Annotated in this window: 17 protein-coding genes and 1 tRNA gene; all 18 read right to left on the bottom strand. The window is 38.3% G+C overall.

Annotated features, from left to right (window positions below; genetic code table 11):
• Positions 1 to 34: 34 nt before the first annotated feature.
• On the bottom strand, positions 35 to 1,651 hold the full coding sequence (locus ACQKIH_RS03470) for a peptide ABC transporter substrate-binding protein (RefSeq protein ID WP_427763469.1): 1,617 nt from the start codon (positions 1,649 to 1,651) through the stop codon (positions 35 to 37).
• Positions 1,648 to 2,622, bottom strand: a complete 975-nt coding sequence (locus ACQKIH_RS03465) for an ABC transporter ATP-binding protein (RefSeq protein WP_057987605.1) — start codon at positions 2,620 to 2,622, stop codon at positions 1,648 to 1,650. The genes ACQKIH_RS03470 and ACQKIH_RS03465 overlap by 4 nt, the downstream gene beginning before the upstream one ends.
• On the bottom strand, positions 2,619 to 3,641 hold the full coding sequence (locus ACQKIH_RS03460; protein WP_057987609.1) for an ABC transporter ATP-binding protein: 1,023 nt from the start codon (positions 3,639 to 3,641) through the stop codon (positions 2,619 to 2,621). Before ACQKIH_RS03460 ends, ACQKIH_RS03465 begins: the two co-directional genes overlap by 4 nt.
• Before the next feature lie 53 nt (positions 3,642 to 3,694).
• Complete coding sequence (locus tag ACQKIH_RS03455) at positions 3,695 to 4,636, bottom strand: ABC transporter permease (protein ID WP_057987640.1); 942 nt, start codon at positions 4,634 to 4,636, stop codon at positions 3,695 to 3,697.
• A 4-nt stretch (positions 4,637 to 4,640) separates the two neighbouring features.
• Positions 4,641 to 5,567 (bottom strand): ABC transporter permease, encoded by a 927-nt coding sequence (locus ACQKIH_RS03450; protein WP_427763468.1) that lies wholly within the window; start codon positions 5,565 to 5,567, stop codon positions 4,641 to 4,643.
• Positions 5,568 to 6,269: 702 nt separating this feature from the next.
• Entirely contained in the window at positions 6,270 to 6,470 is a 201-nt protein-coding gene (locus ACQKIH_RS03445; protein WP_427763467.1) for a hypothetical protein, read from the bottom strand.
• A 705-nt stretch (positions 6,471 to 7,175) separates the two neighbouring features.
• A complete protein-coding gene (locus ACQKIH_RS03440) occupies positions 7,176 to 7,361 on the bottom strand; it encodes a hypothetical protein (protein WP_427763465.1) in 186 nt (61 codons plus the stop codon).
• Positions 7,362 to 7,498: 137 nt separating this feature from the next.
• Positions 7,499 to 7,729 (bottom strand): hypothetical protein, encoded by a 231-nt coding sequence (locus ACQKIH_RS03435; RefSeq protein ID WP_427763464.1) that lies wholly within the window; start codon positions 7,727 to 7,729, stop codon positions 7,499 to 7,501.
• 118 nt (positions 7,730 to 7,847) lie between these two features.
• Positions 7,848 to 7,921 (bottom strand) — tRNA-Arg (locus ACQKIH_RS03430).
• A 154-nt stretch (positions 7,922 to 8,075) separates the two neighbouring features.
• Positions 8,076 to 8,600, bottom strand: a complete 525-nt coding sequence (locus ACQKIH_RS03425; protein WP_427763463.1) for a metallophosphoesterase — start codon at positions 8,598 to 8,600, stop codon at positions 8,076 to 8,078.
• Positions 8,601 to 8,622: 22 nt separating this feature from the next.
• Positions 8,623 to 9,216, bottom strand: coding sequence for an XTP/dITP diphosphatase (locus tag ACQKIH_RS03420; protein ID WP_427763462.1), 594 nt, complete (start codon positions 9,214 to 9,216; stop codon positions 8,623 to 8,625).
• Positions 9,213 to 9,968 carry a ribonuclease PH gene (gene rph / locus ACQKIH_RS03415; RefSeq protein WP_427763461.1) on the bottom strand — a complete coding sequence of 252 codons (756 nt, stop codon included), beginning with the start codon at positions 9,966 to 9,968 and terminating at the stop codon, positions 9,213 to 9,215. Before rph ends, ACQKIH_RS03420 begins: the two co-directional genes overlap by 4 nt.
• A gap of 229 nt (positions 9,969 to 10,197) precedes the next feature.
• Complete coding sequence (gene racE / locus ACQKIH_RS03410; protein WP_057989866.1) at positions 10,198 to 10,992, bottom strand: glutamate racemase; 795 nt, start codon at positions 10,990 to 10,992, stop codon at positions 10,198 to 10,200.
• A gap of 16 nt (positions 10,993 to 11,008) precedes the next feature.
• Positions 11,009 to 11,452, bottom strand: a complete 444-nt coding sequence (locus ACQKIH_RS03405) for a MarR family winged helix-turn-helix transcriptional regulator (RefSeq protein ID WP_057989865.1) — start codon at positions 11,450 to 11,452, stop codon at positions 11,009 to 11,011.
• A 73-nt stretch (positions 11,453 to 11,525) separates the two neighbouring features.
• Complete coding sequence (locus tag ACQKIH_RS03400; protein ID WP_057989864.1) at positions 11,526 to 11,747, bottom strand: helix-turn-helix domain-containing protein; 222 nt, start codon at positions 11,745 to 11,747, stop codon at positions 11,526 to 11,528.
• 69 nt (positions 11,748 to 11,816) lie between these two features.
• Positions 11,817 to 12,260 (bottom strand): acyl-CoA thioesterase, encoded by a 444-nt coding sequence (locus tag ACQKIH_RS03395; RefSeq protein WP_057989863.1) that lies wholly within the window; start codon positions 12,258 to 12,260, stop codon positions 11,817 to 11,819.
• A 181-nt stretch (positions 12,261 to 12,441) separates the two neighbouring features.
• A complete protein-coding gene (gene sdhB, locus ACQKIH_RS03390) occupies positions 12,442 to 13,218 on the bottom strand; it encodes a succinate dehydrogenase iron-sulfur subunit (RefSeq protein ID WP_057989862.1) in 777 nt (258 codons plus the stop codon).
• Positions 13,219 to 13,233: 15 nt separating this feature from the next.
• A complete protein-coding gene (gene sdhA / locus ACQKIH_RS03385; RefSeq protein ID WP_057989861.1) occupies positions 13,234 to 14,979 on the bottom strand; it encodes a succinate dehydrogenase flavoprotein subunit in 1,746 nt (581 codons plus the stop codon).
• Positions 14,980 to 15,028 lie beyond the last annotated feature (49 nt).

Below are 15,028 nucleotides of genomic sequence, written 5' to 3'. Positions count from 1 at the left end.
AATTGTTAAAAACCTATATTCTTAAATTGGTTTATTACTTGACTTTTTCTGCCCATTTCAAGAACGGTTGACGATTCACATAATATGCTACATTCTCAAGTTTTGGAGATGTTAAGTATGTGTTTGAGTTATAATACATTGGGATGAAAGGCATATCTTCCATTAAAACAGCTTCAGCTTGGTGAAGTAAATCATATCGTTTTTTATCATCTTGTTCAATTTTCGATTGCTCTAGAAGTGAGTCATATTCATCATTAACCCATCCGGTACGATTATTCGGACTACCACCTAAGAAGTAATCTAGATTGATTACTGGGTCAACAAATGTTCCGACCCACCCCATTCTAGACATTTGGAAATTCCCTTGATTAACTGTTGCCAACTGTGTTTTTGATTCTTGATTGACTAACTTAAGATCTATGTCTAAGTTTTTCTTTATCATCTCTTGAACTGCTTCAGCAATTTTTTTATTGCCTTCAGATGTTGTATAAAGAAGTTCTACTTGCGGAAGCGTGTCCCAACCTTCTTCTTTCATACCTTCGGCTAATAGTTTCTTTGCTTCATCTGCGTCTTCTTCAAAGTGCTTTCCGCCAACTTCACGGAAATCACCATCAGGAGTTGCCACACCTGGTGGAACCATTCCATATGCTGGTATCTCTCCCGCTTTGTTAATGTTATCAACAACAAGATCACGATTTACACTAAGTGAAAATGCTTTGCGAACTTTTGCGTTTGTAAACGGCTCTTTCGTTACGTTAAAAATATACATATACGTTCCGTAACGAGGTACAACTAGGTATTCATCGCTATCTCGTTCTGCTTCTAATACATCGGTAGGTAGAGTGGAGATTAAATCCAGCTCTCCAGTCTTATACATTTGGTAAAACGTCGTTGCCTCGTTCACCATCTTAAATGTAACTTTATTTAATTTCACTGTTGATTCATCATAATAATCTTTGTTTTTTTCGATAACTATTTCGCTATCATGTGCCCATTTTGTCATTTTAAATGGACCGTTACTAATGTATGTTTCTGGATCCGTTGACCAATCTTTATTGCCTTCTACTAGTTCTTTTTTAACTGGATAATACGTCCACATTGTAAGAAGTTTGTCGAAGTAGCCAAGAGGAGCGTTCAACGTCACTTTTAATGTTTTTTCATCTACTGCCTCTACACCAACTTCTTCTACTGTTCCGTTACCCGTATTATATTCTTCTGCACCCTTAATATAATAAAGGTAGAACGCAAATCTTGAACCTACTTCCGGATTCAATACACGTTTCCACGCATACTCAAAATCAGCAGCAGTTACTGGTGTACCGTCTGTCCAATTTGCATCGTCACGAATTGTAAATGTGTGGACTGCGCCTCCTTCTGTGACATCCACACTTTCTGCCGCTCCAAGTATTGGATTACCGTCTTCATCCGTTGTATATAAACCCTCAAATACATGATCGAGCACCCATGCGGATGTTGTATCCGTTGAAAGACCAGGGTCTAAACTAGGCGGTTCAGTCTTAATATTTAGTGTGATTTCTTGATTCACACCGTTACCGTCTACACCTATTTCCCCTTCTTTATCACCGCCACAAGCTCCTAGCACTGTTGATACTGACAATAAGAGTATGAATAATAACATCCACTTCTTCACACTTCATCCACTCCTTCATTATTATATAAATGGCACGCAACAAAATGGGCTGATCTAACTTCTTTCCATTCCGGGATTTCTTGACTACATATGTCCATTGCATGTGGACATCTCGTTCTAAAGCGGCACCCACTTGGTGGATTAACTGGACTTGGTGGATCTCCGAGAAGTACAATGCGTTCTTTTCTTGATGCGCTCGGGTCAGCTACTGGGATTGCTGATAATAGGGCTTGTGTGTATGGATGCAATGCTTCCGAAAATAAATCATCACTGCTCGCTAATTCCATCATATTCCCTAAATACATAACCCCTATTCGGTCGCTTATATGTTTCACCATGCCTAGATCATGGGCGATAAATAAATACGTTAACCCTTCAGATTCCTTCAAATCTTCCAATAAGTTAATAACCTGCGCTTGTATAGAAACATCCAATGCTGATATCGGCTCATCTGCAACAATAAATTTAGGATTGACGGCCAATGCTCGGGCAATCCCTATACGCTGCCGCTGTCCCCCACTAAACTCATGTGGATATCGTTTCGCATGTTCTGCTCTAAGCCCTACTTTTTCTAATAACTCATAAATTCGAGCTTGTCGTTCTTTTCCTTTAACAAGCTTATGCGCATCAATTCCTTCAGCAATAATATCGCCAACTAACATTCTTGGGTTAAGTGAGCTTTGGGGATCTTGGAATACTATTTGCATTTCACGATTTACGATTACTTTTTTCTTCCCTTTCATATCTGACAGGTTTTCATCATTGTAAAAGATATTGCCATCCGTTTTTTCATGTAAACCCGCAACAGTGAGGCCAAGTGTTGATTTTCCACTTCCACTCTCTCCAACAAGTCCAAAGGTTTCTCCTCTATAAATATCAAATGAAATATCATCTACAGATTTAATAACTCGGTCTTGTCCTATATGAAAGTACTTCTTTAAGTTTTCGATTCGAAGGAGTTTATCACTCAAGAACTCTTCCTCCCTTGTTGAATGACTTCTTCTGGAGCAGGCGAACGTGGATCATTCAGCCAACATCTCGCAGAATGCCCTTCACTGATTTCCATTTCAGGTGGCATCTGGTCCATACAAATTTCCATCGCAAATTTACATCTTGGAGCGAATGGACAACCTTTTGGTGGAGAAAATAAATCTGGCGGAGTTCCTTCTATTGGAATCAGTCGCTTCTTTTCACTCGTTGCAGTAATATCCGGAATGGATTCAAGTAATCCCCATGTATATGGGTGTTTCGGATTATTAAAAATATCTTCCACAGAACTTATTTCTACAATCATTCCAGCGTACATTACAATGACACGTTCAGCCGTTTCCGCTACTACACCTAAATCATGCGTGATTAATATGATTGCTGTGTTTATTTTTTCTTTTAAATCCTTCATGAGTTCAAGAACTTGTGCTTGAATCGTTACATCTAATGCTGTTGTTGGTTCATCTGCAATAAGTAGTTCTGGACTACATGCAAGAGCAATTGAAATCATTGCTCTTTGTCTCATTCCACCACTAAATTCATGTGGATATTGTTCGTATCTTTCTTCTGGATTCGGAATACCAACGAGTCGTATCATTTCAATCGCTTTTTCTTTTGCTTCTGCCTTGCTTAAATTATTATGGACAATCAACGCTTCGGCAATTTGCTTGCCAATTTTCATCGTTGGATTGAGTGATGTCATCGGATCTTGAAACACCATACTTATTTTGGAACCGTTTACTTTCCTCATTTGTTTTTTCGACAAAGTCAAAAGGTCTTGTCCTTGGAAATAAATGTTTCCTGCATTAATAATTGCAGGTGGTTTTGGAATTAGTCCCATAATCGTTTGAACCGTTACACTTTTACCACTACCACTTTCACCTACAATAGCAACGATTTCCCCTTTGTTTACATGGAAAGATACATCCCGAACAGCTTTAACTTCTCCACCATAAGTTTTGAAATTCACTCCCAAGTTTCTCACTTCTAATAAATGAGTCACATAATCACCTACCAGTTTATTATATTTGCAATCCTTACTTTATTTATCGAACATTATTTACGCACACGTGGATCGAGAGCATCTTGCAATCCGTCACCAAACGCATTGAATGCAAACATTGTAAGAGCAATCATTACGCCTGGGAAAAATAAGCGCCACCATTGCCCGCTTAGAATAACGCCCAACGAATCATTCGCCATCGTTCCCCAACTCGCGAGGGGTGCCTGCACGCCTAGACCAATAAAGCTTAGGAATGATTCCGCAAATATCGCCGATGGAATCGTAAATGTTAGGTTAACGATAATGATCCCCATCGTATTCGGCAGTAAATGACGGACAATTATTTTTGATGTACTCGTTCCCAACTTTTCTGCAGCTTTTATATATTCTTGTGATTTCAGTTGTAAAACTTGTCCACGAACGATACGTGCCATTCCGACCCAACCTGTTACGGACAGAGCAATAATAATCGACTTAATTCCCGGTTCCATAACGACCATTAATAATATAACAAGCAGTAGATAAGGAATGCCGTATAGAATTTCCACTAATCTCATGAGTAGTCCGTCAATCCGGTCCCCTTTTTTACCTCTACCAGCCATATATCCAGATACTCCGCCTACGACTAAACCAAGTACTAAGTCAATAAGCGCCGCCACAATACCAATTGTTAAGGATACCCTTGCCCCTAACCAAGTACGTACCCATACATCTCTTCCTAAGTCATCTGTTCCAAACCAATGTTGAGCTGATGGCTTTATATTCGTATTGTTTAAATCTTGCTCTGATCCTGAGTAAGGAGCCAACATTGGTCCTACAACTGCTAAAGTTATGATAAGTATTAATAGTGTTAAACCTGTTAACGCTAATTTGTTCTTTAATATATTTAGAATAGTTTCCTTCCAAACACCTAAACTCGGTCGTAATGCTACCTCTTTATCATATTGACTACGATCCACCGGGATGAATAAGTCTTGCTCTGCTTGTTTATTCATCATGTCACCCTCCCTTGCTCGTCAACTTAATTCTTGGGTCAATGAAACGATAGGACATATCTATTAAGAACAACGTGACAACCAAGATTAAACTGTAAAATACTGTTGTTCCCATAATAACTGGGTAATCCCTATTGAAAATACTATCTACAAAGTAACGACCCATCCCTGGAATTGCAAAGATTTTTTCAATAACAAAGGTTCCAGTTATCAATGAAACAAATAGTGGTCCAATAAATGTAATAATTGGTAGAATCGCGTTTCGAATACCATGTTGAACAACGAGTCTATATGTAGATAGCCCTTTGGCCTCCGCTGTTTTCATATAGTTTTGATTCATCACATCCAACATACTAGAGCGCATATAACGTGCCACAACAGCAAGAGGAGTTGTTGATAGCGCAAGTGCTGGCAGAATCGTATGTTGCCAAGTTCCCCATGACGCGACCGGCAATATTCGCCAATCGACCGCAAAGTACTTAATAAGAAGTGGTGCTAATATAAAGTTAGGTATTGAAATACCAATAATCGCAATAACCATTGAAATGTGATCAATCGCTTTATTATGATTAAGAGCAGCAATTACTCCCAATATCACTCCGAAGAATATTGCAATCGCCATCGACAAGAAACCTAGTATTGCCGATGCAGGTAGACCATCACCGATAATTTGATTCACTGAGCGAGTATTCGAAACAATCGAAGTTCCCAAATCAAACGTAACTAAATCCTTCATATACAAAAAATATTGAACTGGTACTGGCTTATCTAAATTATAAGCAGCTCTTAGATTTTCCAGGACTTCCTCCGGAAACACGTCTGCATCTGTAGCAAAAGGATCTCCAGGAATAAATTTCATGACTATAAAAGTTAGCGTTGCAATAATCCAAACGGTTAAAAACATTGCCAAAAAGCGTTTAACAAAATACAAGTGACAGCACCCTCTTTCTAAATTGATTACTAGATTATTCAATTTTTCTAATGAACTCACTAGTTAAGTTTTCATGTAATTCTCACACCCCTGTAGAGATTGAAGCGCTTACAGTGACTGATAGAATCCTCCCCAAATTTCCCCTTTCCATATCGAGCATTTTACAATCACATACTACTAATTGATTTTAAGCTGACATTCATTATTTAAGGCTATTAACCTTTAACCTTCCGTTAATTGATAATATTAGCACAATTAAAAAACAATGTCTTCTGTTTTTTCGGAAAATTATCAAAATAACCAATATTATAATATGTACCTTTAAAACTATTTAAGAATAAGATTAACTAATGATTCCACTTTCGCATCCAATATAACAGGGTAATCAGTTGCCCGTACCACCTTTTCGACTTATTTAATAGATTCATTGTCAATTTAATAAGCAAAAAAGACACCTCTTTTTTGTTATAGTGAGATTAACGAAAAATCACTACCACACCGAAGAGATGCCTACAAATAATAGACAAAAACTATGAAAATAATCACCCGCCAAAAACAACACTTGTGGCTTAATGGAGTCTCCCCAAACTTGCATTTGGGTACGTTATTAACGTTTATTTTGTATACTTTATAAATCTTTAATTAACTAAAGTAATCTGGAATTTAATAAAAATAAAAACTCTTATTAAACAATCGCGCCCGCTAGCTGAATAAGCGATTTATATATTCTCCATTAAAAAATAAAACTAAATCACCTATTGTACCAACGCAAAAGAAAATAAAATAATAACTTGCAATTGTTATTTCCTTGTTAAATAGCTCTTTAAATGCCTGAATAAACAACCTATCAAACTTAAACCAACTCAATATCCAACCGCTTAAAAGGAAAACCATAATCATCATTTTTTCCTTCCCCCTTCTTATACTAATTTCATCACTAACAAATGCACCCAAAGCATCGTTGAGTAACTATTCCTTCCTTTATTGGTGGGCAGAAAAGTTAGAGAAATTTCCGCCGAAAAATTAATTTTCTGAAACAGCTGCCACTAATTATTGAAATCTGTAACCACCCCTTCCCTTAAAACCTCATTGAGGTTAATTAGATGATACCCGTTACACCTAATCAAATTTCACTGCGTTTGAGAGTTCTCTAATCCGATGGTACTATTGACTTTATATGCATATCGGTATTTATTGTAAGTCGTATTTTCAAACTACTACGCGTACAAATAATTGGGTAGACGATCCCCGCAATTAGGCCATCTCCTCTCCATACCCTCCAAGGACATTTATCAAGAAAGATTCCTGTTGCATCCGCCCGTTTGTTTCGTTTCTTTTTCATCTGTTTCAATTTTCCAGGTACGGTACCTCTATATTAGTGAGTTATGCGAGTCAATTAAGCCTGGAGTTATCATCCCGCTAAGTCGCTTGCATAAATGATGGGTTGTGATAGCTTCAGCGAGTACCAGGTGCACTGTGACCTTATCTTACTTTTACCTTTCCATACTCCATACTCCCCTGCAATATGGCACTGTATAGACATGTGAGTCATCTCAGCATGTGCTATGTGTATGTATGTGAGAGACTGATGCAGTATCTTTATGTATATCATTTCATACGTGAACCTTGATTATATAAGTAAATCAATGAGATCCCCTTTTTCTCGGCTACTTGTTTAATAAGATTCAATTCGTAATACATGGCGTGAGAAAGAATTCCTTCTTCTATGTTTTTGATTATGTAATAATAAAACTCCACTAAAATTTCAAGTGGTAATGAATCATAAGTCTCCAATAACAACACCCCTTTTCGTTTGAATATACTGAATATTAAACCATTAAAAACCAACTTTATCCATTGGTAAACCTTACCTATGTAATATCTAAAAAATTGCCTTACAATAACTTAATGCAAAGTGCTGTAGCTTATCACTAAAAATAATCTTTCAACTTATCTGCTATATCAGTTAATTCTGTATGTAAATACTTTGTAGTCACCGACAAATCATTATGTCCTAATGCCTTTGAGTCCAACAGTAAGTCATTTGATATTACAGATAACGCTTTTTTATTTGTTAAATCATTTCGTTTTTCTTCATGCTTTCTAACTTGAAATAGCGGTTGTTCAATTTGAATATAGAATATCCCTTTCTTTTTAGACAAAGAAAAAAGCACCTCCTCCTACAATTCATTAGTACAAAAACTCGACTGACCGAGTACTGTAAAATTGAATCATAAGCGAAAGTGCTTATTTCTCTAAGTATAACGCTATAAAACTGTACGTCCCAGGAGGGATTCGAACCCCCGACCGACGCCTTAGAAGGGCGTTGCTCTATCCAGCTGAGCTACTGAGACATGTTTTAATCACCATTTGGTAATTGCGACATTTTTTATTATAGGCTACAAATAATAGAAAGTCAACACGATATTCAAAAAAAGTTATTTTTTATTTCAATTCCCTACAAATAGCCCCTACATTATGAATCTCCTATTAATATACGTTAATAGTTCATCGAATATAACTACTCCACTTTTGATTTTTCAAAACCATTTGCTCCAACAAAGTATTATTGTCCTCATAGCAATCAACAGTATAATGCATTTCAGAAATCGTAATCGTCATGAATGTTTTTTCTTTCAGACGGCGTGGCTTTAAAAGACTTCCTGGATTCACAAATAGAATATCGTCAATCATTTCCGCGCCTAACACGTGAGAGTGACCGAAGCATACGATTGTCGCCCCGACTTCCTTTGCACGGTATACGAGCTTCATCGGTGAATTTTTCACATCATATAAATGGCCATGCGTCACATAAATGCGCTCGTCTGCTACTTGAAATATTAGCTCATTTAAAAAGTTCGGATCTGCATCACAATTACCTTTCACCCGCTCGATACCTTGTAAATAAGGATGGGCGAATGGTAACTCACTGTCTCCGCAATGAATGACCGTTTGTGCATCCGTATGATAGTTTTTTACCCGTTCAATTACCTCCGCATCGCCATGTGTATCACTCATTACGACTAGTTTCATTACCATCACCCCACAATTGATTTTATTTTAAAATTTCAGCTAACTGGAAGGCTAATTCACGAATGGCGTTACCGCGGTGTGAAATGGCGCCTTTTTCATCTGCTGTTAGTTCGGCCATATGACGTTGCAAAGCTGGCACGTAGAAAATTGGATCATATCCAAAGCCATTTGTTCCGCGCTTTTGCTCTGCAATAACCCCTTCACATGTACCAAATACCGTTTTTGTTTCCATATTTGGACCTGCAATCGCTAGTGCACAGCAAAAACGGGCTGTACGCTCTTCTTCTGGGACATCTTTCATGTTCGCTAACACTTTCACCATGTTCGCTTCATCATCATGATCGCCTGCATAGCGCGCTGAATAGACGCCTGGTTCGCCGTTTAACGCATCAATCGCTAAACCACTATCATCTGCAATGACGATTTTGCCAAGTAAATTGGCTAATGTTTCTGCCTTTAAAATCGCATTTTCTTCAAATGTAGTACCCGTTTCTTCAATTTCTAAATCAGGTGCTACATCAAACATTGTTACAACTTCAAAGCCAAATGGTTGAAATAATGCTTCAAAATCCTTTGCCTTACCTTTGTTTTTCGTGGCAATGACTACTTGTTTCATTCAGCATCTACCTTTCCAACATAGCTTGCTAACTCGCCTAGTGCAGCTTTTTGAATATCGATTAATTGGGCAATTCCTACTTCCCCTAAATCCAATAATTCATTTAACTCTGCACGTGAAAATGTCGCTTCTTCGCCAGTACCTTGTAGTTCGACAAATTGACCTGCACCTGTCATGATCACGTTCATATCCACATCCGCAGAAGAATCTTCTATATAGTTTAAATCTAAAACAGCACCGATTTCTGAAAGCTTTCCTACACTTGTCGCTGCTAAATAATCTGTCACTGGGAATTTCTCAAATGGTTTGTCCGCAGCTAATTTTGCGATTGCTTGTGTCATCGCAACAAATGCTCCTGTAATCGATGCTGTACGCGTGCCGCCATCCGCTTGAATGACATCACAATCGATCCAAATCGTTTTTTCTCCTAGTGCCTCCAAATCGACAACCGCACGTAAAGCACGTCCAATTAGGCGTTGGATTTCCATTGTACGACCTGTCACCTTACCTGCTGATGATTCACGGCGTGTACGTTGCTCTGTAGCGCGTGGTAGCATCGAATACTCTGCAGTAATCCACCCTTTTCCTTGTCCACGTAAAAAGCCTGGTACTTTCTCTTCAATCGTTGCCGTACAAATTACTTTTGTATTCCCTACTTCAATTAATACAGAGCCTTCTGGGTGCATTAAATAATTATTTTCAATTCGAACTGGGCGTAATTCATTCACAGCTCGTAAGTCATGTCTAGTCATGTTTGACCTCCTAAATAGATTCGCGCACTAATTTTAACATACTTCTTTTACTGCCTAAAGGATTAATGCCGGATTACTTGAAATTACATTACAACAATCCATTTCACTTTAGCTTAAGTTTGCCCCTTAGCTACGTACAAATCATTTTTTGCATAGCTTCTAAAAAACACAAAAAGACTCAAATAGACAATAATACATCTACTTAAGCTTTTTGTTTTATTTTATCGTTTTAAAACGAAATACGTCGAATTGTTAATTCACCTTGATCCAGCCAGCGTTCAGCAATAGACCTGAAAATCGGTACTGAACCCGATGCATGAAAAATATGTTGCGGTGATTCTTTGTCTGTACGCAACTGATTTTTAAAGCTTAAAATCGCTTCAACATCCTTGGCCGTTTCTTCAGCAGAGGATAATACATTAACCCCCGTACCAACTGCGGCCTCGATTTGTTTTTGTAAAATCGGATAATGAGTACAGCCTAAAATAACCGTATCAAAACGTTCATTTTCCAATGGATTTAAACCATTTGCAACTAAATCATACGAAAACTTGCCTTCATATTCGCCACTTTCGACAAGTGGAACAAACGTAGGACATGCAAGCGAAATAACCTTCGCCTTTGTTGCAAGCGAATTTAACGCTTCCTCATATGCTCCACTTTTTATCGTACCCTCTGTTGCTAATACGACGATTTCATTGCGTTTTGTCTTTTTAACTGCAGCTCTTGCCCCTGCATTTATGACACCTATAACCGGAAATGGCATATGTTTTTGTAAACTTTCTAACGCTACTGCTGTCGCTGTATTGCAAGCAATGACAAGCAGTTTAATATTCATTTTTTCAAGTGCCTTTGCCATTTGCCAAGTAAAATTTCGTACTTCTTGTATCGTACGTGGCCCGTATGGACAACGTGCTGTATCACCAATATAATAAATTGTTTCGTTCGGCAAAAGCTCCATTATCGCTTTTGCAACTGTTAACCCGCCAACTCCAGAATCGATTACACCAATTGGGGCATTCACTACTACCGCCTCTATCCTATTTCATTAATAAATGTAACTTTTGTAAGTTCTTTGATAATTGTTCAAATTCCGCTTCATCAAATTCACCCATAATATCATGTAAATAATTTTGTCGTTTCAATATTACCTCTGCAATAATGCGTTCTCCTTCTGGTAAAAGGTGAATACGTACAACTCGGCGATCCTTTTCGTCACGAACACGTTGCACTAACTCATTCTTTTCCATACGATCAACTAAATCCGTTGTCGTGCTAAACGCTAAATACATCTTTGTCGACAAATCTCCAATCGTCATATCACCTGACTCATGTAACCATTGAAGCGCAACAAACTGTGGAGGTGTAATTGTATAATTACTTAAAATTTCGCGACCTTTTTGCTTAATTAAGTGTGAAATATATCTTAATTCTTTTTCTAGGATTGCTACAGATTCAGAACTATGTCTGCTTTGACCTGTCATCTAGTTCATTCACTCCCCAAAACTTTTCATAACCCTATTTTGAAGTTTTTTGCGTAAAATAGCAAGTATACACTTAGTTTATAGATAATTCTTGCAATCGCAGTAATTCGATTAATGCTTGTGTTCTACTGGAAACCCCTAGTTTTTGAATTGTATTTGAAATATGGTTACGAACCGTTTTTTCGCTAATGCCAAGTTTATTTGAAATATCTCGCGTCGAATAGTCTTTTATCAATAGTTCAAAAATTTCTCGTTCTCGCTTTGTTAACAGCGAACGATGCTGCGAACTCGTCATTTTGCAACACCCTCCTATCCTCTTCTTTGTAAAGTATGTCAATACTCCAAAGCGGGTGAGGGCATTTAACTATTTCTCCATTAATATTTTTTTCTGCTCTTCTAAAATCGGGGCACCTTTACCCGTCTCAGAATTTAACTGCACTAACGTACCGCGTCCAGTATAACAATTTTCACCCTTCGCATTTTTCACTAAATAATGTATATCCATAGATGACGTACCAATCGAGGCTGTTTTCACAAAAACGGTCAACACTTCATCAAAAAACGCTTCTTTCAAATAATCACATTGTATGTCTGCTACGACAAGCATGTTCTTACTACCTGATGCTGGATTAAATTGAAATCCTAACGCCTTTAAATATTCGATTCGAGCATATTCAAAATAAGTCAGTACCTTCGTATTGTTCACATGACCATACATATCTGTTTCCGAAAAACGAACCTGCACCTCTGTCGAAAAATTAAAACCCGCAACCCATTGTTGTACATCCTGAATATATGTAGCACGCATCACAATTCCTCCCTTTTCACTGAAAATTCCCCATTGATATAATGAATGCCCATTCATTATATCATGATTTTATTTTCAATTAACCCGAAAACATAAAAAAACTTGGGTAATAATAATTTACAGAGAGGATTCTTCCCCATAAAAAAGGCCCCCACAAATGTGAGGGCCCCTAAATTTATTATTAGTCAACCATGTGGTCAGAACCGAAGAAGTTCTTGAACATTTGAACTGTTGTTGCACGGTTAAGCGCAGCGATAGAAGTTGTTAAAGGAATCCCTTTTGGACAAGCAGCTACACAGTTTTGTGAGTTACCACAGTTCGCAAGACCACCGTCGCCCATAATTGCAGCTAAACGCTCATCTTTGTTCATCGCACCAGTTGGGTGAGTGTTGAATAAACGTACTTGTGATAATGGTGCTGGTCCCATGAATGAAGCTGATTCAGACACGTTTGGACATGCTTCCATACATACACCACAAGTCATACATTTAGATAATTCATAAGCCCATTGACGTTTGCGCTCTGGCATACGAGGACCTTCACCTAAATCGTACGTACCATCGATTGGAACCCATGCTTTTACTTTCTTCAGTGCATTGAACATACGGCTACGGTCAACCTGTAAGTCACGTACAACTGGGAAAGTTTTCATTGGCTCTAAGCGAATTGGTTGAGTTAGTTTGTCAACTAATGCTGAACATGATTGTTGTGGACGGCCATTGATGACCATCGAACAAGCACCACAAACTTCCTCTAAACAACTCATATCCCAAGATACTGGCGTCGTATTTTGACCTTCAGCAGTTACAGGATATTTTTGAATATGCATTAATGCCGAGATAACGTTCATACCTGGACGGTAAGGTACTTCGAATTTTTCAACGCGTGTTGAGCCATTTTCTGTATCTTGACGAACGATTTCTAACTTAACTGTTCTTCCAGTATTTACTGTTTCCATTGTTTATTTCCCCCCTTAGGCCGAGTAGTCACGTTTACGTGGTGGAATTAACGAAACGTCGACTTCTCCATAGGTAATAATTGGTTCACCAGTTGCTGGATCAAACTTCGCCATTGTCGTTTTTAAGAATTTCTCATCATCACGTTCTGGGAAATCTGGTTTATAGTGAGCACCACGAGATTCATCACGTAATAATGCACCCTTTGTCATTACTTTAGCTAGGTATAACATATTTTTTAATTGACGCGTAAAGTGAGCACCTTGGTTTGACCATTTTTGTGTGTCATTGATGTTAATTTTTTCCCAACGCTCTAGCAATTCATTTAATTTATCATATGTTTTTTCTAGACGGTCATTATGACGTACTACCGTCATATTGTCAGTCATCCATTCACCAAGCTCTTTGTGTAGTAAGTAAGCGTTTTCTGTGCCATCCATAGAAAGGATTGCTTCCCATTTCGCTTTTTCTTCCTCTTCACGAGCTGTGAAAATATCTTCTGGTAAGTCTTCTGCGTGCTTTTTAAGCGATTTTGCGTATGCTACTGCGTTTGGACCAGCAATCATACCACCATAAATAGCAGATAATAATGAGTTCGCTCCTAAGCGGTTTGCTCCGTGTTGTGAGAAATCACATTCACCTGCAGCAAATAAGCCTGGAATTTCAGTCATTTGGTCATAGTCAACCCATAATCCACCCATTGAGTAGTGAACTGCTGGGAAAATTTTCATTGGTAATTTACGTGGGTCATCCCCTACGAATTTTTCGTAGATTTCGATAATACCACCTAATTTGATGTCTAATTCATGTGGATCTTTATGAGAAAGATCTAGGTATACCATGTTTTCGCCGTTAATACCAAGCTTTTGGTTTACACATACGTCGAAAATTTCGCGTGTTGCGATATCACGTGGTACTAGGTTACCGTAAGCTGGGTATTTTTCTTCTAGGAAGTACCAAGGCTTACCGTCTTTATAAGTCCATACACGTCCACCTTCACCACGAGCAGATTCTGACATTAGACGGTTTTTGTCGTCTCCAGGAATCGCTGTTGGGTGAATTTGAATCATTTCACCGTTTGAATATGTAGCACCTTGTTGATAAACAATTGATGCCGCAGAACCTGTATTGATAACAGAGTTCGTTGTTTTACCAAAGATAATACCAGGACCACCTGTTGCCATAATCACAGCATCAGAACGGAATGATTTAATTTCTTCAGTGCGTAAGTCTTGTCCTACGATACCGCGGCATACGCCTTCGTCATCCAGAACCGCACCAAGGAATTCCCAGTGTTCGAATTTTGTAACTAAACCAGCTACTTCGTGTGCACGAACTTGCTCATCTAGTGCGTATAATAATTGTTGACCCGTAGTTGCACCTGAGAATGCTGTACGGTGCATTAATGTACCACCGAAACGACGGAAATCAAGTAATCCTTCTGGCGTACGGTTGAACATTACACCCATACGGTCCATTAAGTGGATAATTCCAGGGGCTGCATCACACATACCCTTAACTGGTGGTTGGTTTGCTAAGAAATCCCCACCGTATACTGTATCGTCAAAGTGGATCCATGGAGAATCCCCTTCACCTTTTGTATTTACTGCGCCATTAATTCCGCCTTGTGCACATACAGAGTGTGAACGTTTAACAGGAACTAACGAGAATAATTCAACTGCTGTGCCTTCTTCAGCTGCTTTAATCGTAGCCATTAAGCCAGCAAGACCGCCGCCAACGACGATGATTTTACTTTTCGCCATGATTATTTCTCACTCCTCATATATAATTGCTAATTACTTTTACTCACAA

The organism is Solibacillus cecembensis (assembly GCF_050272495.1).
Taxonomy (GTDB): domain Bacteria; phylum Bacillota; class Bacilli; order Bacillales_A; family Planococcaceae; genus Solibacillus; species Solibacillus cecembensis.
This window is presented reverse-complemented; position numbering and strand designations above follow the sequence as displayed.

What these genes read in the sequence shown, in the direction of transcription:
- ACQKIH_RS03455 (WP_057987640.1), bottom strand. Translation starts at nt 4,636, where the DNA reads ATGAATAAACAAGCAGAGCAAGACTTATTCATCCCGGTGGATCGTAGT.
- ACQKIH_RS03445 (WP_427763467.1), bottom strand. Translation starts at nt 6,470, where the DNA reads ATGATGATTATGGTTTTCCTTTTAAGCGGTTGGATATTGAGTTGGTTT.
- ACQKIH_RS03425 (WP_427763463.1), bottom strand. Translation starts at nt 8,600, where the DNA reads ATGAAACTAGTCGTAATGAGTGATACACATGGCGATGCGGAGGTAATT.
- ACQKIH_RS03420 (WP_427763462.1), bottom strand. Translation starts at nt 9,216, where the DNA reads ATGAAACAAGTAGTCATTGCCACGAAAAACAAAGGTAAGGCAAAGGAT.
- rph (WP_427763461.1), bottom strand. Translation starts at nt 9,968, where the DNA reads ATGACTAGACATGACTTACGAGCTGTGAATGAATTACGCCCAGTTCGA.
- ACQKIH_RS03405 (WP_057989865.1), bottom strand. Translation starts at nt 11,452, where the DNA reads ATGACAGGTCAAAGCAGACATAGTTCTGAATCTGTAGCAATCCTAGAA.
- ACQKIH_RS03400 (WP_057989864.1), bottom strand. Translation starts at nt 11,747, where the DNA reads ATGACGAGTTCGCAGCATCGTTCGCTGTTAACAAAGCGAGAACGAGAA.
- ACQKIH_RS03395 (WP_057989863.1), bottom strand. Translation starts at nt 12,260, where the DNA reads ATGCGTGCTACATATATTCAGGATGTACAACAATGGGTTGCGGGTTTT.
- sdhB (WP_057989862.1), bottom strand. Translation starts at nt 13,218, where the DNA reads ATGGAAACAGTAAATACTGGAAGAACAGTTAAGTTAGAAATCGTTCGT.
- sdhA (WP_057989861.1), bottom strand. Translation starts at nt 14,979, where the DNA reads ATGGCGAAAAGTAAAATCATCGTCGTTGGCGGCGGTCTTGCTGGCTTA.